The sequence below is a fragment of the Thioalkalivibrio sp. ALJ15 genome (assembly GCF_000383695.1).
In the GTDB taxonomy this organism is placed as follows: Bacteria; Pseudomonadota; Gammaproteobacteria; order Ectothiorhodospirales; family Ectothiorhodospiraceae; genus Thioalkalivibrio.
Genome location: NZ_KB912060.1, coordinates 17,765 through 39,273 on the forward strand (window position 1 = coordinate 17,765; position 21,509 = coordinate 39,273).

Sequence of the window (21,509 nt, forward strand, 5' to 3'; positions counted from 1 at the left end):
ACACCGATATAACTGTGATATCCCGCGAGTGAGGTTCCATCCAGTTCGGTTGGCAACACGCACATGCGAGACGGGGGGTGAAACCGAATGACGGCATGGCAGCATTGTGGCTTTCGCTTTCCTGTTGACGAGGGGCGCCACGATGTACTGAAGCACTTGTTCATTGGCCGGGCCTGGTGGTCGCGGTTCGTTGTTCGCCTGCACCACCGGTCAGCAGGCGCAGGATCAAGAGGGCGAAGTCGCGTTGCCGCTCCGGGTCGTCCAGGACCTGCATGGAGAGTTTCTCGTGGTCGGTCATGGCGTCGAGGACGGTGTCGGTGACGCGTTTGGGGAACAGGCCGTGCATCACCTGGTCGGGGCTGTGGTTCTCGACCTGGGCCATCACGGCGTCGTCGCGGCGGATGCGGTCGGCGATTCCGTTGGCGAACTGGAGCTTGTCTTCGTCGCTTACCTCGGCGCCAAACAGTTCGTTGAGCTGGTCGATGATCTCGGAGAGGCGTTTCTTTTCCGGGTCGTGGGGCTTGCCGGAGCCGACGTCGGAGACGGGTTTGAGGCCTTCGTAGTCGGCGCCCTCCTCTTCCAGGCTCAGGCGCTGCTCCGCGCGCTTGTTCAGGCGGTAGTGGGTCAGCTCCAGCTCGTCGACGTCGATGGCGTCTTCTTCGATGTTTTCGATGCGCAGCAGCGGGTGCAGGGCGCGGGCGTAGACGTTGAGCTGTTCCAGCTCGCGGTCCTCGAAGTCGACGATCTGTGACAGGAACTCGTAGCTGCGCACGAAGCTCTGCAGGTTCTTGCGGAACAGGTCGAGGTCGTCACGGGTGGTGTGGGCGTCCTTCAGCTCCTGCTCGGCGCGGTGCAGGCCGGCCTTGTCGCCGTTGCGCTCGGCTTCGGCATGGGCGGCCTTCCAGGTCTGGATCTGCTCCAGCACCGCCTTGTAGCGGGTGTGGTAGCGCTCCTTCGCGGGCTGGCAGTAGTAGCTGAGCTGGCTGGCGCCGGCCTTCGGATCGAAGAAGGCGCGGGCGAAGTTCTCGACCTCGTCCCAGTGGTAGATCCCGGCGGCGTCCAGGCTCTTTTGCAGGTCGTAGACGATCTGGTGGTCGGAGACGTCGGCCAGCTCGGCCTTGTTGTAGTACGGGCGGAAGGCCTCGAGGATGTCTTCGGCGTCATTGAAGAAGTCGAGGACGAAGGTGGCCTCCTTGCCCGGGAAGGTGCGGTTCAGGCGCGAGAGGGTCTGCACGCACTCCACGCCCTGCAGCTTCTTGTCCACGTACATGGCGCAGAGCTTGGGCTGGTCGAACCCGGTCTGGAACTTGTTGGCGACGATCATCACGTTGTATTCGTCGGTCTTGAACGCCTCGGCCAGGTCGCGGCCCTTCAGCCCCGGGTTCAGCAGCGAGCTGGTCTCGGTCACCTCCTCGGGGATCACCTCGTCCGGCAGAACGGAGCCGGAGAAGGCGACCAGCGCGTGCACGTCGGTGTAGCCCTTGTGCTGGATGTACGCGCGCATGGCCAGCGCGTAGCGCACCGCCTCCTGGCGGCTGCCGGTCACCACCATGGCCTTGGCCTGGCCGTCCAGCAGGTGGCGCACGTTGGCGCGGAAGTGCTCGACGATCACCTCCACCCTCTGCGAGATGTTGTACGGGTGCAGGCGCACCCAGCGGGCGATCTTGGTCGAGGCCTTGCGCGACTCCACCTCCTGCTCGTCGGCGTGCGGGTGCGCCAGCTTCCAGGCGGTGGAGTACGTGGTGTAGTTCTTCAGCACGTCGAGGATGAAGCCTTCCTCGATGGCCTGGCGCATGGAGTAGAGGTGGAAGGGCTCGGGCTTATTGTCCTGTGATGCCGGCAGTTCCGGATTCGGCGGGCGGCCGAACAGCTCCAGAGTCTTCGCCTTGGGGGTGGCGGTAAAGGCGTAGTAGCTGATGCCCTCGGCGGGTTTGCGCGCGGCCACGGCCGCGTCCAGCAGCTCCTCGGCGCTGATCTCCTCGTCCTCCGGCTTGTCCGTTCCGAGAATCGCCTTCAGCTTGGTGGCGGAGGAGCCGGTCTGCGAGGAATGCGCCTCGTCGGCGATCACCGCGTAGCGCCCGGCGGCCAGGTCCGGGCGCTTGTCCAGCGCGTCGAACAGCGCCGGGAAGGTCTGGATGGTCACGATAATGATGCGGGTCTGCTCGGCCAGCGCCTCGGCCAGTTGCTCCGACTTGCTCTGGCTGCCGACATCGCGGGTGATCGGCCGCACCACCCCATGCGCGTGCTCGAAGTCGAAAATAGTCTTCTGGAGTTGACTGTCCAGCACCGTGCGGTCGGTGACCACGATCACGGAGTTGAACAGCTTGTCGCCCGCATCGTCGTATAACGCAGAAAGCTGGTGGGCGATCCAGCCTATGGAGTTGGACTTGCCGGAGCCGGCGCTGTGCTGGATCAGGTAGCGCTGCCCCGCGCCTTCCTCGCGCGTCGCCTCGATCAGGCGGTTCACCACGTCCCACTGGTGGAAGCGCGGGAAGATCAGCGACTCCTTCTTGCGCCGTTTTCCGTGAAAGTCTTCCTCCGGTTTGTCCTCCAGGTGCAGGAAACGGCCGATGATCTTCAGCCAGGCATCCGGCTGGAACACGCGTTGCCAGAGGTAGCCGGTGGCGTAGCTGTCCGGGTCCGGGGGTGCGGGGTTGCCGGCGCCGCCCTCCTCGGTGCCCTGGTTGAAGGGCAGGAAGAAGGTGTCCTTGCCGTTCAGGCGCGTGGTCATCGCCACCTGGTCCTGGCTAACGGCAAAGTGCACCAGCGCCCCGCGCTTGAAGGTCAAAAGCGGCTCGGGCTTGCGGGTGACCGGGTCCTTCAGCGGGCGGTCGCGCCGGTACTGGCGCTTGGCGTTCTCCACCGACTGCTTGAACTCGCTCTTCAGCTCCAGCGTGGCGGTGGGGATGCCGTTGACGAACAGCACCAGATCCAGCCGGGGGTTGTACTCGCCGCTGCGCGCATGCGGCGAGTACGAGACCTCCGGCACCACCCGCAGGCGGTTGGCGCGGTAGCGCGCCAGGGACTCGGGGTTCATCTCGTGGTCGGGCCTGAAGCTGCACAGATCCAGCTTTACACCCGGGGTCTTCACCCCGTGGCGCAGCACTTCCAGCGTGCCGTCGTGCTCCAGCTCGCGGGTGACCGCGCGCACCAGGGCCTTCTGCGGGTCCTGCGCGTTCTTCGCGGCGAACTTCTCCCAGCGCTCCGGCCAGGCCTCCTGCAGGTAGGCGACCAGATCCTCGGTGTACAGGGCGTTGGCGGCGTCATACCCGCTGGCCGGACCGGTCAGCCAGCCATCGGCGGTCATCGCTTCGATGATGTCCTGCTGAAACTGGGCTTCCCTGCTATCCGCCATCAATGCTTCCCTTCCTGGTGGTTACGGCCTCCGATGGCTCCCAATTTGCAGGGTTATGCGCGCAACGGCAAACCGCCATTCCCGTGGCCCGCCCCAGAGTCCTTATGGAGAACGGTAATGCGGTTCCAAAACGCGCCCGGCGCCTGGCTAATGCGCACCGCCTGCGGCGTCACCCTTCAGCGGGTTCCTGGTGGCTTCTTCCTGGAGGCGCTCGACCAGCCACACCTTGATGATGGACTGACGGGTCACGCCGATGCGCGCCGCCTCGCGGTCCAGCGACTCCACCACCCAGGCGGGAAAGTCGACGTTGATGCGCTTCTGTTCCTGATTGACGCGGCGCGCCGACGAGAGGTCGAGATCGCCAACGATATCTTCCTGCCCTTCGTCGAATTTCTTGTCGAAGTCTTTAGCTTTCATAGAGCTCCACCTCCTTCCTGCGGGAGCGCCTGACGGAGATCAGGCGAGTACGGCCTTCCCTGTAGGTGACGACAGCCGACCAGTGTCTTCCAGCAATCTTCCCGATCAGCAGGAATCGCGGCTCGCCCTCGGACCTTGCCCGGATCTCCAGCAGGTTCGGGTCTTCCCACAGCGCCTGGGCGGTCTCGAAATCGATACCGTGCTTTTCCAGATTGGCCCTGCTTTTGGCCTCGTCAAACTGAAACTCATCCATGAGCTTTAATTATACCTTTTTTACTCCTCCAGAAGGAACGGGGGATGCGCGACAACACTGGCCGTCATCGGATCGCGCGTGTTCAGCCGGGAGCAGAAACTCGCCAATCGCGTGCGAAATCGATCGGTCGCATTTCCTGCAGCGTCGGATCAGAGCACTTCAGCTCTGCTTTCAGCGGCTTCGCTGACCAACTGCTCCTGCCATTCGCCGTAGGTCTGGCCTGTCTCTTCGTGCTTCCATTCGGTGCGCCCGTTGGCCGCTCTTCCCACTACAATGGCCGCCGCCGCACTGGGACTGGAGAACGCGTAGTCACGCGTGAACCGCAAAAGGTCACCACCACCATCGGCCACCACACCCTCCTCGCACAATTGCAGGTGCAGGCGCTGATAACCGTGAGCGGGGCCCCCCCACTCTGACCGCGCATGCGAGCCTTCCAGCACGAAGAACTCGCCCTCCGCCTCCTGCCCGAAGGCGGTGATGCCGTGCTTGGGCAGGGACAGGCGGAACCGAGGCGATTCCGAAACATCGGAAGCACTTGCTGCCGCGCCCGTCTTCAGATCGTGGGAAGGCGGCCGGCTGGCATCGCGCAGGAACTCGAAGCCGAGTACAGGGAGGACGGTGCGGATCTGCTCCAGGAAGAAGGCCATGTCGGCCTGGTCGGCCTCGGGCAGGCCGATGTAGTCGTGGCGGGTCCCGTTGACCAGAGTGCAGCGGCCCACTCGCTGAGCCTGCTGGATCAGCAGGCTCTCCAGGTACTTCACGTGGGCCTTGGTCAGGTTCTGATCCTTGCTGGTGATCAGGCAGACCTTTTCCCAGAAGTCCTTGCCGCCCTGCTCCTCGGTCCGGTTGTGCTGCTTGAGTCGCTTGCCGACATCATCCGACTCGCCGATGTACACCTGCGGGCGGGCGCTGTTCTCCGCATCCGGGCCGACCAGAAAGTACACGCCGGTGCGCCCGCACTCCGGGCGCTGCACCAGCTCGCTCAGCTTGCCCCGCGGCCCGGTAAGCACATGCCCGGTCCAGTTCATGATCTCCGCCGTCAGCAGCCCGTGCGGCGTGCCGTCGACCAGGAACAGGCGGATGCTGCGGCCCTGGGTCATTGGGCACCGCCTTGCGCCGAATACCCGGCCGACGCCTCGGCGACCATCGCCAGCCCCGGCTTTTCCGCCTCAGACCCACGCGACCAGGCGCGCACGTCGATCTTGCCGGTGACGGCGGCGGAGATCAGGGCCGATCTCCTTTCCAGAAGGAGAGCGATCGCACGGTCTGTCTTGCTAACCAATTCATCAATGCGAACTAAAGCCTCAGATAACTGCTCCAGAATTTCGGATTGCTCTTTGGGCGAAGGGATCGGAACAAGGCAAGACATCACGTTCCGGGATGAAATGGATGCAAGATTGGTGCTTTGCTTCGAGTATAGGTAGAAGTACGCTCTCGCGGAGTCGCTCCGCGTAAACATTGACAGCCAGTTTGCAGACAACCCCCTGCTTGGCCGAATGGCGAAAACGTGATTTTGATGCAAACAACCTTCAATCTGCCCCTGCCACACTGCGCCACGCCCAAGCTTGTCGCTATCCCCGCCTTCGTTCATCAAGACATCGCCTTCTCGAAGTTCATAACGATTCAGCTCAGTTAAACTGACAGGAACGTCGTAAACTTCAGACAGGTCCAGGTGCCCATCCTGGACATTTGCGACGCGAAGGTAGGGACGCAGGACCACCGGTTCGTCCGGCCCATATTTCTTGCCCTTGGCAACTCCACCCTGAACAGTTGCGTACCAACGCAACGCAGCAACAGCCCAATGCGCCGGCACCTCACCGAGCCATTCGACGCCGGAGTCCTTCATGGGCACGTTGGGGTCGAGGCCCTTGGTGACGGTGTGGGAGATCACCGCCTGCCGCTTCTCCTTCAGCAACTCGATCAGCCGCCGCTGCTCCTCGATCAGCGCATCGATCTTCCCGGTCTCGTGGTCGAGGAAGGCGGCTATAACTTCCTGTTCTTCAGTCGGTGGCAAACCCGTCATAAGGTTTCTGATTCTATCCACGGCAAGTCCGGGTTGAGCGGCAGATACAGAGTATTGATTAAGGTCCATTGAGCGCAGAAGCTCACCCAACCAAAATGGATGCACACCGTTTTCTGTCCTTGCCACAACCGCATGCTCTGACGCCCAAAACCTTCCGGTGGCGTAATTAATGTTCCCGCATAGGGCGCCTTGCCGCCCGACAATTGGATGAAGCCCCTCATGGGTGTAGTGGGAGGCGTAACCCCGCTTGCCATTTCCTCCATAAACCGGGAAGTCGCCTTCTTCAATAATTTGGTCCGGCGAGATAAATTCACCGCTTTGCAGATGACAAATTCGCTTAATTTTGAGGACCTCCCAATGCGCCGGCACCTCGCCCAGCCACTCGACACCGGAGTCCTTGTACTCGGGATACTTCGGGAAGGTCATTGCGAAGTCTCCTAGCCGTCCGTTTCGACAGCCATTGCCCAGAAATCGCGGTCTTCCCAGTTCGTGGGGAAGCCCATCAGGGTGGCATCGATGCCATGCGTCCGCATGAGGTCATGCAGCCGCTGTTTCCAGTGGTGGTTCGGGCTGATCAGATCGAGCAGGTATCCGAGCATGACCAGGGTGTTGTAGAGGCGGCGGGGTTCATTGGTGTTGATAACCTCGGCCAAGGCCTTTGGTTTTTGCGGCAGCTTCATGGTGATCGTGAGCCGCCGGTTCCACACCCGACTGTGATGGGCGCAGAGGTTGCGCACATAGGTGAGATGACGAATAAATGCCTGCAGGACTACCTGGTTCAGGCCGTAGGGTTTTGCGATCGCCTCGCGATCGTGCGGACGCAGGTGGGTGATCCAGCGCGAAAGCAGCCCGAGGGACATCACTTCACAAACCGCCCAGACGGGAGGCGTGGCGGGCCGGCAATAGGTATTGCGGTAGTGCGCTACGAAGGTCTCGTCGGAGCGTGAAACTTCCGCTTCGAGCTTCGCCAGATGCCGTGCGTGCCAGTCGCCACGCACGGACAGCGAGGCATCCAGGTAGGCGTGGGGGCCATGCTGATGCGCCATGTGATAGGCCCATCCGGCACGCAGGGACACCTCTACACGCTCGATGGCATCCAGCAGCAACAGGCGGAATTCGCGGTCGAATACGTAGAGGTTCAGGATCGCATCGAAGGACGCGCCCTGCCGGAAGCGGTGCGTTTCGTGATCGGCCTCGAAGGGCAACCAGTACGCGGTTAGGCGGTAGTAGTTCAGGTGCCGCAGATAGTGCAGCGCCCGGTCACGGTCTTCGATGTGCAGGCCGCGGGACTGGAGCAGTTCGAGCTGTTCCTGGTGCGTCCTGGCAGGCTTGGTGAAATCCATTCACGCCTTCCCAGAAACAAGTAACCCGCCGGTTTGAGGGTACTCCGAGGAGCATAGCCTTGGCGGGTATTGTTGCTTTGTATTATAGGTTGTGATGCCCCAGCGGACAACCTCTCGCCCCCTTGGAACCGCCACCACGCCACTAGTACCCCAGGGCTGCATCAGCGTTCGGCGAACAGCGATGCGCGTGGCCCGTTTCACGCCGACAGCTCCCCGATCATCTGCTTGATGCGGGTAGTGACGGCCTTCAGGTCGGCGTCGATCTCTTCCAGCGGGCGTGGGGGCTGGAACACGTAGAAGTGGCGATTGAACGGGATCTCGAAGCCGACGATGCCGATCTCGCCGTCCTGTTCGTCGCGCTTGTCCTGGTCGATCCAGGCGTCCGGGACATGCGGCTTCACCTCGCGCTCGAAGTACTCGAACACGTCCTCGCCCAGCGGGACGTTCTCGGTGTCGCGCAGGTCGCTGTCCGGTTCCGGGTTGCCCTTCTTGTCGGTGCAGATGTCGGCTTCCGGGTCGCGTTCGCTCAGACCGTTCCACACGGCCTTCAGCGCGGCGGCGGGCAGCTTCACGTCCAGCGCCTTCAACCGGGCCTGCAGGTCGGTCAGGAAGGTCTCGCGGTGGGTGTACACGCGCTCGGCGTCCAGCCGCTCGCAGGCGGCTTGCAGGCCCAGGCGGGTGGTCGCGTCCAGCTTCTGGATCGGCTTTTCGGCCAGCATGCGTTCGATGCGCTCGGGGCTGGCCTGGAAGTTCAGGCGCAGCGGTCGTTCGACCGTAATGCGGCGGTAGCCGAAGGCCTCGTTCGGGAAGATCTTGCTCTTGTCGCTCTCTTCGAAGGCGCCGTAGCTGCGCACGATGGCGTCGATATTGGCGTCGTCGATGAACTGGCGTTTGGAGCCGAGCGACTTGCGCATCTTGGCGTAGCGCTCGGTGGCGTCGATGAGCTGTACGCGGCCGCGGCGCTCGGCCGGCTTGTTGTTGTTCAGCACCCAGATGTAGGTGGCGATGCCGGTGTTGTAGAACATGTCGGTGGGCAGACCGATGATGGCCTCCACCATGTCGTGCTGCAGCAGGTAGCGGCGGATCTCGGACTCGCCACTACCGGCCCCGCCGGTGAACAGCGGAGAGCCGTTGAGGATGATGCCGATGCGCGAGCCACCCTCGCGCGGGTCCCGCATCTTGCTGACCAGGTGCAGCAGGAACAGCAGCGAACCGTCGGACACGCGCGGCAGGCCGGGGCCGAAGCGGCCGTTGAAGCCCTTGTGCTGGTGCTCGTCCACCACCTGCTTCTGGACCTTCTTCCACTCCACGCCGAACGGCGGATTGGCGAGCATGTAGTCGAAGTGCTCGTCCGCGTGCTGGTCGTCCGACAGGGTGTTGCCGAGCTTGATGTTCTCGACGTCCTGGCCCTTGATCAGCATGTCCGCCTTGCAGATGGCATAGGACTCGGGGTTCAGCTCCTGCCCGTGCAGGGACACGCTGACATCCTGGCTGATCTGCTGGATGTACTCCTCGCTCTCGGACAGGAATCCGCCGGTGCCGCAGGTCGGGTCGTACACGGTGACAATGCCGTGCGGCTGGAGCTTGTGGTCCTGCCCGGTGAGCACCAGCGAGGTGGTCAGGTGAACCACGTCACGCGGGGTGAAATGCTCCCCGGCGGTCTCGTTGGAGCTCTCCGCGAACTTGCGGATCAGCTCCTCGAACACCAGCCCCATACCGAAGTTGGAGATCCGAGCCGGGCGCAGGTCGATGGCGGAGAAGCGTTGCACCACCTGGTACAGCAGGTTGTTGCTGGCGAGCTGCTCGACGTAGTCCTCGAAGTGGAAGTGGTCGAAGATCTCGCGGGCGTCCTTGCTGAAGGACTCGATGTAGCTCATCAGGTCCTCGGCCGTCTGCGTGTCCGACAGACTCGCGAGCGACAGCGGCGAGGTGTTGAAAAACGGCTGATCCGCCTCGCGCAGCAGAAACTGCTCGCGGACCGTCTCCGACTTGTTCTCGTGCTCCTTGGCAGCAGCCAGCACGCCATCCTTGGTCGGCTCCAGCACGCATTCCAGCCGTCGCAGCAGCGTGAACGGCAGGATCACCCGCCCGTACTGCGACTGCTTGAAGTCACCGCGCAGCAGATCCGCCACCGACCAGATCCACGCGGCGGTCTCTGAATGATTCTCCGTGTTCAAGCCCTGCTCCCCTGTTCGTTCTTCCATGCCGGGCACCAAGCCCCAGTGATGGGGACATTGTTGCAGCAAACGAAGGCACGCGGCGAACAGAGGAACGACAGCCGCCTTATCGGCCACCCACAACCCTGCTATGTGACGGTAACAATTGCGGCCGCAGGCCCAAGAGCGCCCGTCAGGCTACGCACCCATCCGCGCCTTGATGAGCTTCTTCAGTTCGTCCACGGGAAGCGGCGGTACTTGCCTATGCACCACCGCGTGACAGTTAGGGCACAGCGGAATGAGGTCATGGACAGGATCGACGGTATATTCCTTCCCGATGTCGGACAGGCGAACGTTGTGGTGAACCTCAATTAGGTCCTTTGCGATGGGCCCATATCGCTCTTCGAAGGACATCCCACAGGCCTGGCAAGTCAGCCCATAGTGCTCCAGACATTTCCGCCGCGCTTCTGGGTTACGCTCGTACCGCGTCGCCACGGTCAATAGCCTCTTCCCTTCCACCACGCCCATCGATGCCGAATATGCAGGGCGCTGCGCGCGCTCTGCCCAGCGAGCTTCCAGCACCTCAGCCACGTCGCTCGCTATCGTCACGCCGGAGGCCTGGGGAAACCAGTCCTGAGCATCAAGCGGTTTTGAGCGGAGTTCAGCCTCGTCCACCACAGGCTGTTCACTCAGAACATCAAACTCGATCTCCACAACGTTGGCGGTATCGCCTTTCGCACGCCGCTCTGCATCCCAATGATGCCTTTCGCGCGGACTCGACAGCACGATACCCGAGCCGATCAAACCCTTGGGTGGCTCACCCAGCCGAATCAGAAACGCGCGGTCTCCAGGCTGAACGTTCTTGGTTACTCCACAGCTCCATTCATCTCTGTAAGAACCTTCCTGGTTCGCCCGAACAACCGCCCGGGGAAGCTCATCCCAGACCCACTTTCTTGGGTTCCAGGCAAAAAGAATCGTCTTCATCCAGTCACTCCCTACTCCTGCAGTGTGCGGACCAACACCAGCGTATGGGTAAGCGAACCTGACTTCCGGGGGTGAGCAGAAGGCTCTTGAACAGGAAAGAGGACACCCCTCTTCTTCCATACCCCACCGGGATCATTCTCCCTACACGCCAGTCTTACCTATAGGCCATCTGTCAGTCGGATCGACAAGCATCCACACCCCGTAACGATCGGATTTGCCTGGAGGGGGCTCATCATGCGCCCGAACCTGATCACGGTATTCGGCGGCACCGGCTTCCTCGGCCGCGCAACCGTGCACGAACTGCTCAACGCCGGGCACCCCGTGCGCATTGCGTCGCGCCACCCGGCGCTACCCGCCTCCCTGCAAGACCACACCCGGCTCGAACACTGCCGCGCCGACATCCGGGACGATGCCGATGTCGCCCGCGCCGTGGAAGGCGCCCGGGGCGTCGTCAACGCCGTCAGCCTGTATGTGGAGCAACGCGACCTGCGCTTCACCACCATCCACGTCGAAGGCGCCGCGCGCCTCGCCCGTGCCGCCCGGAACGCGGCCCTGGAGCGCGTCGTGCAGGTCTCCGGCATCGGCGCCGACAGCCGCTCGCCCTCGTCGTACATCCGCGCCCGAGCGCAAGGCGAAGCCGCCGTCCTCCGCGAATTCCCCAACGCCATCGTCGTGCGCCCCAGTGTCCTCTTCGGCCCGGGCGACGCCTTTGTGCGCAACCTCGCCGGCCTCGCGCCCCTGCCCGTAATACCCCTGTTCGGCCGCGGCACCACCCGCCTGCAACCGGTACACGTCAGCGACATCGCCCGCGCCCTCGCCCGCCTGTGCGCAGACGAGCCGCCCACACACCCCATCTACGAACTCGGCGGCCCGGACATCCTCAACTATCGCCAGATCGTGCGCCTGGTCCTCACTCACCTGGGCCGCAAACGCCCCATGCTGCCCATTCCATTCATCCTCTGGCACGCCCTGGCCGCCGTGGGATCGCTACTCCCCAACCCACCCCTGACGGGCGATCAGCTCTACCTGATGCAACAGGACAACATCGCCAACCCCACCCTCGGCGCCTTCGCCGACCTCGGCATCACCCCTCACTCGTTCGAACAATCCCTGCCCGACTGCCTCCCAACCCACTAACCCCACCCGAATACATCACTCCACTGTTGCCCGTCTCCCCCTGTGGGAGCCCCTCGTCATCCCGGCCGCAGCGAAGCGAAGAGCCCGGATCTCCCAAGAGAAAGAGCGAGAAAGAGGACACCCAGCTTCTCCCTGGCGGCAAACGGTCATCCCGGCCGGAGCGAAGGGGAGAGCCGGGATCTCCGGCGTCCGCTCCTGCCTCGGCGCCCGAAATCCCGGATAACCGCTGCGCGGTTTCCGGGATGACCTTCCAGGCTGGGCGAAAGGACAATTCCTGGAACGATCCGAACGGTTGCCGCAGTTTCTGCGGTGTCTGGCGGTGACGGAATACCCGTACGGTTTACGGAACGTACGCCAAGGCGTACTCTTGGTCGAAGCCCACACACTTACGAGGTGCGCCATGACGGGAATTACGGCTACAGAGGCGCGCAGCAACCTCTACCGGCTGATCGACGAAACGGCGGAATCCCACGAGCCGATTGTGATCACCGGCAAGCGGAACAACGCGGTCCTGCTATCCGAGTCGGACTGGTCGGCCATTCAGGAGACCCTGTACCTGCTATCGGTGCCGGGTATGCGCGAGTCGATCCGCGAGGGGATGGATACTCCGGCGGATGAATGCCACGAGGAGCTGGATTGGTGACATGGAAGTGGGTCTACACCCGGCAGGCTCAAAAGGATGCGAAGAAGCTGGCGGCCAGCGGCCTGAAGCCGAAAGCACAGGAACTGCTGACCCTGATTGCGGAAGATCCGTATCGAAAGCCCCCACCATTCGAGAAGCTGGTGGGTGATCTCTCCGGCGCGTACTCGCGGCGCATCAATATTCAACACCGGTTGGTGTACCAGGTGCTTGAAGACGAGGGAGTCGTCAAGGTGATTCGTTTATGGAGCCACTACGAGTAACCCGGCTACACGATCCCGCAGCCGCCAGGAAAAGAGGACACCCGCCTTGTTCAAATGCCTCCACAGCCGCTTCTCTCGTAGGAGCCCAGCCCTCTGGGCGATGGGGCATTGGGCACGTCTGATCGGCGAGGGGGCTCGCCTCCTACAAGGGGCTCCGCGGTCAGGCCTTGCCTTTTGTCCATAGGGTCAGCGCTTGTCTTTTGCCGCTGTCTCGGCCAGAGGGCGGGCCTGGAGCTGTTGAACGCGCGCCGCGTTGTGGTAGCTGTCTCGACGAGCATTCCCATCAAGACGCCACTGAAAGGCCGTAATGGCGACACACCCAACGGCCTGGCGCTATCCGACCACAGGATGCATCGAGTCGGTTGTTGCGCCACCGCCGGTCCTGCGGCACCCTCGCGAGACTTCCGCGCCTGGCGGGCGCGTTCCCAACGGTATCCTCCGAGCGAAGGCCATGAGTGAAGCGACAATGACGGCGGTGGCCCGGCAGCGACTGCTGCTCCAGGGGCAACTGTCGACCGCACTGGCGCGGCTGGTGACCCCCTGTGCCGAGAGATGGGGTGATCGCGAGGCCCTGGAGCAGCGACTCGCGGTGGCTCTGGGCGCGCTGCCGTCCTGCAAGTACCTCTATGTGCTCGATCATCGCGCTCACCAGGTGACCGCCAACGTATCCCCAGAAGGCCCCTTGCCAGACCAGGCCGGACGGGATCGCAGCACCCGGCCCTACCTGGCCGATGCCCTGGCCGGTGCCGAGTTTTCCATGTCGTCGGCCTATATCAGCCGCAATCGGCGCCGCCCTACCCTGACCGCCGTGCAACGGCTGACCCAAAGCGATGGCACATTGCTGGGGTTCCTGGGGGCGGACTTCGACCTGCGGGAGCTGCCCCTGACCCGCAACCTCTATCAGCAGCCGGACCAATGGATGCAGCTCAAGGGGGATCCAGCGATCCGCGGGGGCCTGTTCAACCAGCATCGGGTGGACAGCCCGCTCGACACCCGTATCGACGAGGTACTGGACCTCTTGACCGAGCTGGTGGCCGCCCACGGCGTATTCCACGGCAAGCTGCATTTCTCCAGCTCCCGGGCCACCTTGTGGCTGCGCGACGACCCATTCCGCTACCGCTTGCTGGACTACGAGGACCTCACGGATCCCGGGATCTGTCTCGCCTATCCCCAGCGGGCCTACCCCGAGGAGGCATTACTCTCCACGGAGCAGGTAGCCGCGGTGTTCCGTACCTTCCGTGAGCTGCGCTTCATGGACGACACGATCTACCTGCGCTCCGGCTCCCTCAATATCTTCAACGGCATGGTTGGCCTCAACTTCTCCTGTGATGGGTCCCACTACATGAGCGGGCAGGAGTTTCTCGCCAAACGCCTGGACTTCTGGCTGGGCCCCGGAGAAGAGCACGAACACCCGTAATCCCTCGGCGTCCGGGGAAGGGCAACCTGGGCAAGAATCACAACGCGTCGTAATGGCCCCCGATCGCGAAGATATAGATGGCTTGATCGTCGAAGTGGTAGATCAGTCGGTCCCGGGCGGAGAGACGTCGGGACCAGAAGCCGGAGAGCGAATGCCGGAGGGGTTCCGGCTTCCCGGTTCCGGTGGCCGGGTCGTTCCGGAGCATTTCCTTCAGGATCCGGCGCAGGGCTCGATGCAGCTTTGGGTCGCGCTCCCGGAGCGTTTCGTACGCGGCCCAGGTATTACCCTCGAATACCAGTGATCTCATCGATCTCCCCTTCCGTGGGTCGATAACCGTCTCCCTTCCGATGGGTGGCGGCGGAGTCCGCAATCTGCTGCATCAAGCTGGAGTTCTGAAGCACATAGAGCGTTTCCTGCTCCCGCTCCCAGTCATCCGCGCTCATCACTACGAAGGCTTCACCCGCGCGCCGCGTCACCTTGAGCGGGGTGTGCGTGGATACCGCTTCCTCGACAAAGGCCTTCAGGTTCTCACGAAACCGGTTGACGCTTACTGTTTCCATGGCCGCTCCGAACCGTACGGAAATTCAGTACGAGAATAGACCAATTATTGGGGGTGATTCAATCGCCAAACATGGCTGGAAGCATGCGAAAGTGGACACCCATCTTGTTCACATGCCGCCACAGCCCCTTTCTCTCGTAGGAGCCCAGCCCTCTGGGCGATGGGGCACTGGACACGCCCGATCGGCGAGAGGGCTCGCCTCCTACAGTGGTAGGACCCAGCCTCACCAGGGAACGGGCGTGGGGTGATTCCGTTGCTACAGGCTACGGACATGCCCCTTGGGGCGCTGGGTCAGGCGGCGTCTAGTGGGTGGATGCGGTTTATGTCGTCCTGAATGGCCTGGGCGGCGTCCCAGAGGTCCACGGCACGTTGAGCATTCATCCAATACTCCGGGGTAGTCCCGAACAGCCGTGCGAGCCGCAGTGCCATCTCCGGACTTAGAGCTCGACGTTCGCGCAGCAGTTCGTTGATGGACTGGCGCGATACGCCTGCCGCCTTGGCCAACTCCGCGGTGCTCAGGCCAAAATCCGGAAGAAAGTCCTCGCGCAGCATTTCACCCGGATGGGTCGGCCGCCGCTTCAGGCCGGTGGTGTTGGAGATGCTCATCACTATTGCCTCCTAGTGATAATCCGTGATTTCGACATCGAAGGCGTCGCCATCCTCGAACCGGAAGCAGAGCCGCCACTGGTCATTGACGGAGATTGCATACTGACCCTTGCGATCTCCTTCCAGCGCGTGCAGCCGATTGCCGGGAGGAACCCGCAAGTCATCAATCTGCTCGGCTACCGAGAGATAGTCCAGCTTGCGGACCGCCCTTCTGGCAACATCTGGCGGGATCCGCTTCGACTTCCCTGTCGCGTACAACTCTTGCGTACGCCGATCCGCGAACGTCTTGATCACGGCACCAATGTCTCGTATCACGTGACACGTGTCAATCTGCTAGCTAACGCGGCGAGAAAGCGGAGTGCCATCTTGTTCACATTCCGCCACAGCCCCTTTCTCTCGTAGTAGCTCAGCCCTCTGGGCGATGCGGCACTGGACACGCCCGCTCGGCGAGAGGGCTCGCCTCCTACAGTGGGTAAGCTCCAGCCTCGATGACGCACAGGCGCAAGCGCTTTGGGGCGGTATCGCCGTTTCGCTGGAGGCTGGATTCCGGCGCAGGCCGCTAATGGGTCGAGGCAGTACCAAAAAACTCAACCATGCGTGGAAGGGTTGTCTATAGTTCACAAGACACATTCCAAGAGGACTTCGAATCACATGGCCGATGTTTCCGGCAGCACCCCGCAGGCGAAGTCCTCTCCAACTCCATCCGATAACACCACCAGCCGGGAGTTTGTCCGGGGCCTGCCACGGATGGTCGCCGACCTGGCCGACCGGTGGTACATGATCCGGCAGCGTGGCTGCCGCCATGTGGACCTGGGGGAGATCCGCGCGCTGACCCGGGTGATCGCCGGAGGGCTGGCCGGGACGGCGCTGAAGGAGGCGCTGAACACCGCACGGCGCATTGACGAGCGTGTGGCCCAGCATCTGCAAAGCCCGCTGCCTCCCAACTCCAACGAGCAGGAGACCATTGGCGCCCTGATCCTGCGCCTGCAGGGGACGCTTCCGGACGATCTCGCCGCGTCGGAGGGGCTCCCGGCGGCTCCGGAGCCCGACAGTATGCCGACTCCGGTTCCCGACCGACTGCGGGTCCAGTTGCTCGGGCCGGCCGGCGCGGAACGCGACGAACTGGCACTGCAACTGGTGGCCTGTGGCTTTCGGGTGGACGCCTTCGCCAGCCTGCAGGAGGCGGTGCATGCCGAATCGACAGCGACGCCTCATGCACGCGTCGTCCTGGCGGCGCCGCCGGGCCCGCCAACACCGGATGACGATGCAGCGTTGCCCAATATCCTGATCCTGCAAGCTTCCCAGGGCGGGGAACAGCCAACCACGATCGATGACTGGGACGCGGTCCTGTCGATGCCCACGATTCCCTCCGAGATCGCCGCGACACTGGAGGGCCTGGTCGACTCCAGCCCATGGGATCCGCTGCGGATCATGCTGGTCACCACCGGGCAGTCGGTCTCCCCGACCCGCGCCCTGCAGGAGGCCCCGGCACTCGACATCCAGCGTCTCTTGCCGGAGGACGATGTGCCGGGCCAAGCCCTGGAGAGCCTGCCCGAGGCCATTGTGATCGACGTGGACATCACGCCCGGCCAGGCCGCGGCCCTGTCCCGCTCCCTTGATCAGGACCCATCGCTGTTCGACATCCCGCGCGTTCTGCTGACGCCACCAGAAGGCCCTGGAGCCGAGCCGGGCCCTCGGCTTGCGCACATATCGCCGGAGGCGGCGCCCGCGCGTGTCCGCTCCGAGGCGCGCCTCTGCCGCCGACGTCGTCGGGCCGGGCGGGCCCCCGCCACCCTGCGCTCCGGCGACCTGGCGCCCCTGCTGGACCACTGGCGAGCGGGGCTGGCCACTCAGCCCGGAATCGTCGCCCTTGCCTGCGTCGAATGGGACGAGGCCTCAAGTCTGATCCGGGAACAGGGAGTGGCCGGTTTCTCGCTGCTTCAGCGTCGCCTGCTGGGGCGAATCGCGTCAGGCCTGGCCGCGGGCGAGCGCATCACCCGATTCAGCGAGAACGCGACCCTCGTGCTGCTGAACCGAGCCGACGCGGAAGCCCTGTCAGGCTGGGGCGATGCCCTTTATGCGAAGGTCCCGGCGCCGCATGGTGCCCCGAGCCACGCGCCGTACCCGGGCCTGAGCATCGGGATCACGGCACTGGCCGACATTCCCGCGGCAGATGCGGTGGACCAGTCTCTGGCGCTTTGTGCGCAGGCCCGCCGGGAGGGCGGAAACCGTATCCAGCTGGACCCGGCGCTGATCACGCCGGAGTGCGGTGCCGCCCAGCAGCAGCACTGGCGCCAGGTGATCACTCGGGCGATTCACGAGCACCGCCTTTTTCTGGTGTATCAGCCGATCGCCAACATCGCCGGCTCCGACAACACGGAGCGCTACGAAGTCCTGCTCCGGATTCGCGATCCGGAAGGCCACACCCAATTACCCGGCCCGTTCGTCAACATGGCCGGACACCTGGACCTCGACCGGGCGCTGGACCGCTGGGTGCTGGCCAACGCAGTGGACATCCTGGGCGCACGACTGCGCACCCATCCGGACTCGGTGTTCTTCGTCAAACTGTCGCGCGGGTCGCTGCGCGACAAGGACCTGGCAGGTTGGCTCGGGCGCATCCTCGCCCAGGCGGCCTTGCCAGCCCGAGCGCTGGTGCTGCAGCTGGCGGAGGAAGACATCGTGGCGGACCTGCAGCAGGCCGAACGGGTCATTGGGACACTGCGCGATATCCATGTCGGAGTGGCCGTGGAGCACTTCGGACTCTCCAGCGAACAGCCGGCGCAGCTACTGCGCAGCCTGCAGCCCGACTACGTGAAGGTCGCGCGTCCACTGACCCACGGGCTGCACGATGCCGCCGACAAGCTCGCGCGCCTGGAGCCGCTGCTGAACATCGCCCGGGCCAGCGGCGCACGCACCATGGCGGCCTATGTGGAGGATGTGGACGGCCTGGCCCTGCTGTGGCAGTCGCAAATCGACCTGGTGCAGGGCAACTTCCTGCGTCAGCCGGACGAAGAGCTGCGCTACGACATCGAGTTCTAGCGCACGGTGCGGTGGTGTCTTCAGTCGCAGGAGGGCCCGGGGTCTGCCTTCAGATTGAGCAGACCGCCGCGTTAGCGGAAGAGGTCGCCCATCTTGCGCGCACACCGCCCCACCCCCTTTTTCTTGTTTTTCTTGTAGGAGCCCAGCCCTCTGGGCGATGGTGAGCCGGACACACCCGATCGGCGAGAGGGCTCGCCTCCTACTGTGGGCAGGCCCCAGCCTCGGCGACGAACCGGCGCGGACACGGGGTCAGACCTTGCCTGTTGCCCTGCCCGGCCAACTTTGGCGCAAAGGGGGGCTCTGATTCCGAGGGGCTCTCTTCCGGCCACACGGGGACGAAAACCAGGATCTGACCTTGTGCCTTGGCTCGTCGATCATTGCGGTCGGTCACAAGGGCCACCTACGGTACCGAGCGAACAGCTACCTCTCGGAACGGTCCGGCAGATTGCCGCGGTCTCTGCGAGACCTCGCAATGACAGAATATCGCGGGCATGACGGGGCCGGACCAAGGTAAGGTCAAACGCATGCACGGCGACGCGGTGCCGCATCGCGAAGGTGGCCGGGATGGCGCGAGTCAGGTCCCCGATGCGACGACCTTGAGGGGTCCGTGGTCGTCGCAGTGGTCACCATGGGGGTGATGCAGGTGGCCGTCTACCAGGTAGTCCACGTGGTCCCCGTGCGGAACGGGCTCGTGGCCGCAGCCGGGACCGTGCACGTGATTCGGGTCGTGACCTTGGCACTGATGGTCCGGGGTGCAGTGATCGGGGTTCGTTTCGCTCACCTCGATGACATGCTCGTCAACATGGTCGCCATGCGGATGGTGGAGATGACCATCATGCAGGTAATCCACGTGTCCGTTGTGCTCCACCGCGGTGTGTCCGCAGCCGGGTCCGTGTTCATGATCGTGATTCGGATGTTCCTGGCAACTCATGACGCTTTCTCCTGCTGGACAACCTGTTGAGCGATCGCACCTAACCCGTGTTTTAGGTGACCATGGCGATTTCCTCAACTCGTTGGTTGACCCGACGGCACAGCAAGTTCCGACCGTTGTGCTGATCAATGACAGGGTTGGACCCCGGTAACCGGCCAATACGACCGCGGAGAGCCGGACTCTCTGACGTCACCTCGCCTGTTTCCAAGGGCCGTTTACCGCTGCGCGGTTGCCGGTCGCCCCGGGACACCAAAAGCATCCTGAGGGAGCCTGCTTGCAGGCGCCTACCGGGCCCAGAATCGCTCAGGCCTATGGCGAGTGATCAGGGGTACATGATCGTTCGGTGCGCCCGCCGCTGCGATCGAAACTGGCGGCGTGTGGTCGGATAGAGACCTTTGTGCCGATGGCGAGCGACCCAGCCCATGACTTCTCCGAATGTGGAACACGACCGAACCGTTGATCCCGCCGAGGTGGAACGCTACCGCGCCCTGGCCGAGATGTGGTGGGAACCGGATGGAAGACTCTGGCCCCTGCACGTGCTGAACGGCCTGCGCAGTGACTACATCCGCGACCAACTCTGCCACTCGCTCGGGCGGGACGCGGAGGCCGAGCGCCCCCTGGACGGCCTGCGCATCCTCGATATTGGCTGTGGCGGCGGGCTGCTGAGCGAGGCCATGGCCCGCCTGGGCGCGAATGTACTGGGCGTGGACGTCGTCGACCGGAACATCGCCGCGGCTCGGCTTCATGCCGCGGAGCAGGGCCTGGATATCGAGTACGAAGTGAACACCGCGGAAGCCCTCGCGGCACGAGGCGAGACCTTCGACGTGATCCTGAACATGGAGGTGGTGGAGCATGTGGCGGACCTGCCCGCGTTCATGGCGAGCGTCAACCGCATGCTGCGCGCCGGCGGCCACACCTTCGTGGCCACGATCAATCGCAATCCGGTCTCGTTCGTGGTGGCGATTGTCGGTGCCGAGTACCTGTTCCGCATCCTGCCCCGGGGCACCCATCAGTGGAAGCGCTTTGTCACACCGCGGGAAACGAGGGCGCTGCTCGCGCGGGACGGCCTGGAGCCCGTGGCGCAGACGGGAGTCAAGGTGAATCCGCTTTCCCGCCGGATGTGGCTGTCGCGCTCCATGAGCGTCAACTACATGTTGCTGGCACGGAAGCCCGAAGCCTGAAGGACGGGTTCGCTGTATGCCGATTCCGCTGATCCCTCATCCGGGCTACACGATCATGAAAGAGGACACCCACTTTTCCATCGGGCCAGTAGTCCCTTAATCCGGCTGATACTCCAGCGACGAGTGATGCAGATTGATGCGCAATGCACCGGCGTCATCGCGCACAAAACCCCAGGTCTTGTCGACGGTTGTAACCTCTCCATCCTGGTCCGTGAAATGCACCTTCCCCATCGTGATCGCGCTCTTGCCATCGATGAAGATTCCGGCATTCTGTGGTTCGCACTCCTTCCAGGCCTCGAGAGCAAACCCGGAGTCGTCAGGAAAAGAGGAATCGCCCCCCACGAAGTACGACAATGCACCTTCCCGGGTCATGCGGAACGTGTCCGGTTTCTGCGCCAGCGTGGGTTTGAAGAGAACCGTGCCCATCTGGTAGGCATATGCTTCGTCGATGATGTCTGCGGCGAGCGCCTTGGCGGCTTCATGCCCGCTTTCCGCATAGGTGGTACTGATATCGACAAGCGCCTCGCACCAAGCGTCCTGAGCCGCCAGGACGTCTTGCTTCAGAATCGATTGATCGACCACCACGACATCTTCCGCAGCCGCCGAGCCGGAGATCAACGAGATCGTTGCGACTAGTGCGAAGCCAAAAGAGTGCTTCATTGTTACCTCCTCTTTACGCGAGATCATCTCTGTCATGCACTGTCCTGGCGGGCGTCACGCGGTTGGTCGCTCGGCCGGGCGATATCCCGAGCAGCGAGCGCCCGTGAGACCCTTGCACAAAAGCATTCGCGAACGGCGCCTGTCTACACTCCGCTCGAACCCGGGCCAGCACCCCCACGACTGAAAGCCCACGCAGTTCCTTGCGGTCCGACCGCGCGAGACATGGACATCGAGCCTGCGAAATAACAGCCAATGGGTCAAGCAGCGAAGAGGACGGGCACAGATGTACTTTTCTGAAGGTGAAGCAAGATAAAGGACACCCATATTGTTCACCCGCCGCCACAGCCGCTTTCTCTCGTAGGAGCCCAGCCCTCTGGGCGATAGGGCGCTGGACATGCCCGATCGGCGAGAGGGCTCGCCTCCTACAGTGGGTAGGCCCCAGCCTCGGCGACGAACCGGCGTGCCAGATGCCGCACACGCCCCCTTCTCTCGTAGGAGCCCAGCCCTCTGGGCGATAGGGCCCTGGACATGCCCGATCGGCGAGA

At 63.4% G+C, this 21,509-nt stretch carries 20 protein-coding genes; 7 read left to right on the forward strand and 13 right to left on the reverse strand.

The features are described 5' to 3' along the window. Window positions 1-160: 160 nt before the first annotated feature. The 8 genes from G015_RS0111365 to G015_RS0111400 form a co-directional block, all read right to left on the reverse strand. Window positions 161-3,355: a type I restriction endonuclease subunit R gene (locus tag G015_RS0111365; RefSeq protein ID WP_020146739.1), complete on the reverse strand. Its 3,195-nt coding sequence runs from the start codon at window positions 3,353-3,355 to the stop codon at window positions 161-163. A gap of 147 nt (window positions 3,356-3,502) precedes the next feature. After that, entirely contained in the window at window positions 3,503-3,772 is a 270-nt protein-coding gene (gene brnA, locus G015_RS0111370) for a type II toxin-antitoxin system BrnA family antitoxin (protein WP_018139201.1), read from the reverse strand. Further along, on the reverse strand, window positions 3,762-4,025 hold the full coding sequence (locus G015_RS0111375) for a BrnT family toxin (protein ID WP_020146740.1): 264 nt from the start codon (window positions 4,023-4,025) through the stop codon (window positions 3,762-3,764). The genes brnA and G015_RS0111375 overlap by 11 nt, the downstream gene beginning before the upstream one ends. 149 nt (window positions 4,026-4,174) lie before the next feature. Continuing rightward, window positions 4,175-5,125: a GIY-YIG nuclease family protein gene (locus G015_RS0111380; protein ID WP_020146741.1), complete on the reverse strand. Its 951-nt coding sequence runs from the start codon at window positions 5,123-5,125 to the stop codon at window positions 4,175-4,177. Further along, window positions 5,122-6,474: a restriction endonuclease subunit S gene (locus G015_RS0111385; RefSeq protein ID WP_020146742.1), complete on the reverse strand. Its 1,353-nt coding sequence runs from the start codon at window positions 6,472-6,474 to the stop codon at window positions 5,122-5,124. The genes G015_RS0111380 and G015_RS0111385 overlap by 4 nt, the downstream gene beginning before the upstream one ends. 11 nt (window positions 6,475-6,485) lie before the next feature. Continuing rightward, entirely contained in the window at window positions 6,486-7,391 is a 906-nt protein-coding gene (locus G015_RS0111390; protein ID WP_020146743.1) for an Abi family protein, read from the reverse strand. A gap of 197 nt (window positions 7,392-7,588) precedes the next feature. Next, entirely contained in the window at window positions 7,589-9,568 is a 1,980-nt protein-coding gene (locus tag G015_RS0111395) for a class I SAM-dependent DNA methyltransferase (RefSeq protein ID WP_020146744.1), read from the reverse strand. Between the two features lie 177 nt (window positions 9,569-9,745). Then, the gene (locus G015_RS0111400) at window positions 9,746-10,531 is read right to left on the reverse strand and encodes an HNH endonuclease (protein WP_018994996.1); all 786 of its coding nucleotides are present in this window, start codon (window positions 10,529-10,531) and stop codon (window positions 9,746-9,748) included. Between the two features lie 234 nt (window positions 10,532-10,765). Here G015_RS0111400 and G015_RS0111405 point away from each other — a divergent pair, with 234 nt between their 5' ends. The 4 genes from G015_RS0111405 to G015_RS0111420 all read left to right on the forward strand — a co-directional run bounded on the left by G015_RS0111405 (window position 10,766) and on the right by G015_RS0111420 (window position 13,988). After that, entirely contained in the window at window positions 10,766-11,668 is a 903-nt protein-coding gene (locus tag G015_RS0111405; protein WP_020146745.1) for a complex I NDUFA9 subunit family protein, read from the forward strand. Window positions 11,669-12,068: 400 nt separating this feature from the next. Next, window positions 12,069-12,311, forward strand: a complete 243-nt coding sequence (locus tag G015_RS0111410; protein WP_018139194.1) for a type II toxin-antitoxin system Phd/YefM family antitoxin — start codon at window positions 12,069-12,071, stop codon at window positions 12,309-12,311. After that, on the forward strand, window positions 12,308-12,571 hold the full coding sequence (locus tag G015_RS0111415) for a Txe/YoeB family addiction module toxin (protein WP_018994998.1): 264 nt from the start codon (window positions 12,308-12,310) through the stop codon (window positions 12,569-12,571). The genes G015_RS0111410 and G015_RS0111415 overlap by 4 nt, the downstream gene beginning before the upstream one ends. Before the next feature lie 466 nt (window positions 12,572-13,037). Then, window positions 13,038-13,988 carry a PDC sensor domain-containing protein gene (locus tag G015_RS0111420; protein WP_020146746.1) on the forward strand — a complete coding sequence of 317 codons (951 nt, stop codon included), beginning with the start codon at window positions 13,038-13,040 and terminating at the stop codon, window positions 13,986-13,988. 37 nt (window positions 13,989-14,025) lie between these two features. Here the strand turns inward: G015_RS0111420 and G015_RS14145 are convergent, their stop codons facing one another. The 4 genes from G015_RS14145 to G015_RS0111440 form a co-directional block, all read right to left on the reverse strand. Then, window positions 14,026-14,295, reverse strand: a complete 270-nt coding sequence (locus tag G015_RS14145) for a Txe/YoeB family addiction module toxin (RefSeq protein ID WP_019024210.1) — start codon at window positions 14,293-14,295, stop codon at window positions 14,026-14,028. After that, complete coding sequence (locus G015_RS0111430; RefSeq protein ID WP_018139190.1) at window positions 14,270-14,548, reverse strand: type II toxin-antitoxin system Phd/YefM family antitoxin; 279 nt, start codon at window positions 14,546-14,548, stop codon at window positions 14,270-14,272. The genes G015_RS14145 and G015_RS0111430 overlap by 26 nt, the downstream gene beginning before the upstream one ends. Before the next feature lie 290 nt (window positions 14,549-14,838). Continuing rightward, window positions 14,839-15,153 carry a HigA family addiction module antitoxin gene (locus G015_RS0111435; RefSeq protein WP_018173892.1) on the reverse strand — a complete coding sequence of 105 codons (315 nt, stop codon included), beginning with the start codon at window positions 15,151-15,153 and terminating at the stop codon, window positions 14,839-14,841. Between the two features lie 12 nt (window positions 15,154-15,165). Further along, window positions 15,166-15,447 carry a type II toxin-antitoxin system RelE/ParE family toxin gene (locus G015_RS0111440; protein WP_020146748.1) on the reverse strand — a complete coding sequence of 94 codons (282 nt, stop codon included), beginning with the start codon at window positions 15,445-15,447 and terminating at the stop codon, window positions 15,166-15,168. 453 nt (window positions 15,448-15,900) lie between these two features. Between G015_RS0111440 and G015_RS0111445 the strand changes: the two genes are divergently transcribed. The 3 genes from G015_RS0111445 (at window position 15,901) to ubiG (ending at window position 20,304) form a co-directional block, all read left to right on the forward strand. Continuing rightward, window positions 15,901-18,192, forward strand: a complete 2,292-nt coding sequence (locus G015_RS0111445) for an EAL domain-containing protein (protein ID WP_020146749.1) — start codon at window positions 15,901-15,903, stop codon at window positions 18,190-18,192. Between the two features lie 607 nt (window positions 18,193-18,799). Continuing rightward, window positions 18,800-19,153, forward strand: coding sequence for a hypothetical protein (locus G015_RS14480; protein WP_020146750.1), 354 nt, complete (start codon window positions 18,800-18,802; stop codon window positions 19,151-19,153). A gap of 392 nt (window positions 19,154-19,545) precedes the next feature. Beyond that, on the forward strand, window positions 19,546-20,304 hold the full coding sequence (gene ubiG, locus G015_RS0111455; protein WP_018173895.1) for a bifunctional 2-polyprenyl-6-hydroxyphenol methylase/3-demethylubiquinol 3-O-methyltransferase UbiG: 759 nt from the start codon (window positions 19,546-19,548) through the stop codon (window positions 20,302-20,304). Window positions 20,305-20,400: 96 nt separating this feature from the next. Here ubiG and G015_RS0111460 read toward each other — a convergent pair whose 3' ends face one another. Continuing rightward, window positions 20,401-21,000, reverse strand: coding sequence for a hypothetical protein (locus G015_RS0111460; RefSeq protein ID WP_083925137.1), 600 nt, complete (start codon window positions 20,998-21,000; stop codon window positions 20,401-20,403). Between the last annotated feature and the right edge of the window lie 509 nt (window positions 21,001-21,509).

What these genes read in the sequence shown, in the direction of transcription:
- G015_RS0111420 (WP_020146746.1), top strand. Translation starts at nt 13,038, where the DNA reads ATGACGGCGGTGGCCCGGCAGCGACTGCTGCTCCAGGGGCAACTGTCG.
- G015_RS0111445 (WP_020146749.1), top strand. Translation starts at nt 15,901, where the DNA reads ATGGTCGCCGACCTGGCCGACCGGTGGTACATGATCCGGCAGCGTGGC.
- G015_RS0111365 (WP_020146739.1), bottom strand. Translation starts at nt 3,355, where the DNA reads ATGGCGGATAGCAGGGAAGCCCAGTTTCAGCAGGACATCATCGAAGCG.
- ubiG (WP_018173895.1), top strand. Translation starts at nt 19,546, where the DNA reads ATGACTTCTCCGAATGTGGAACACGACCGAACCGTTGATCCCGCCGAG.
- G015_RS0111430 (WP_018139190.1), bottom strand. Translation starts at nt 14,548, where the DNA reads ATGGAAACAGTAAGCGTCAACCGGTTTCGTGAGAACCTGAAGGCCTTT.
- G015_RS0111410 (WP_018139194.1), top strand. Translation starts at nt 12,069, where the DNA reads ATGACGGGAATTACGGCTACAGAGGCGCGCAGCAACCTCTACCGGCTG.
- G015_RS0111435 (WP_018173892.1), bottom strand. Translation starts at nt 15,153, where the DNA reads ATGAGCATCTCCAACACCACCGGCCTGAAGCGGCGGCCGACCCATCCG.
- brnA (WP_018139201.1), bottom strand. Translation starts at nt 3,772, where the DNA reads ATGAAAGCTAAAGACTTCGACAAGAAATTCGACGAAGGGCAGGAAGAT.
- G015_RS0111460 (WP_083925137.1), bottom strand. Translation starts at nt 21,000, where the DNA reads ATGACAGAGATGATCTCGCGTAAAGAGGAGGTAACAATGAAGCACTCT.
- G015_RS0111385 (WP_020146742.1), bottom strand. Translation starts at nt 6,474, where the DNA reads ATGACCTTCCCGAAGTATCCCGAGTACAAGGACTCCGGTGTCGAGTGG.
- G015_RS0111380 (WP_020146741.1), bottom strand. Translation starts at nt 5,125, where the DNA reads ATGACCCAGGGCCGCAGCATCCGCCTGTTCCTGGTCGACGGCACGCCG.
- G015_RS0111405 (WP_020146745.1), top strand. Translation starts at nt 10,766, where the DNA reads ATGCGCCCGAACCTGATCACGGTATTCGGCGGCACCGGCTTCCTCGGC.
- G015_RS0111400 (WP_018994996.1), bottom strand. Translation starts at nt 10,531, where the DNA reads ATGAAGACGATTCTTTTTGCCTGGAACCCAAGAAAGTGGGTCTGGGAT.
- G015_RS14145 (WP_019024210.1), bottom strand. Translation starts at nt 14,295, where the DNA reads ATGAGATCACTGGTATTCGAGGGTAATACCTGGGCCGCGTACGAAACG.
- G015_RS0111390 (WP_020146743.1), bottom strand. Translation starts at nt 7,391, where the DNA reads ATGGATTTCACCAAGCCTGCCAGGACGCACCAGGAACAGCTCGAACTG.
- G015_RS0111375 (WP_020146740.1), bottom strand. Translation starts at nt 4,025, where the DNA reads ATGGATGAGTTTCAGTTTGACGAGGCCAAAAGCAGGGCCAATCTGGAA.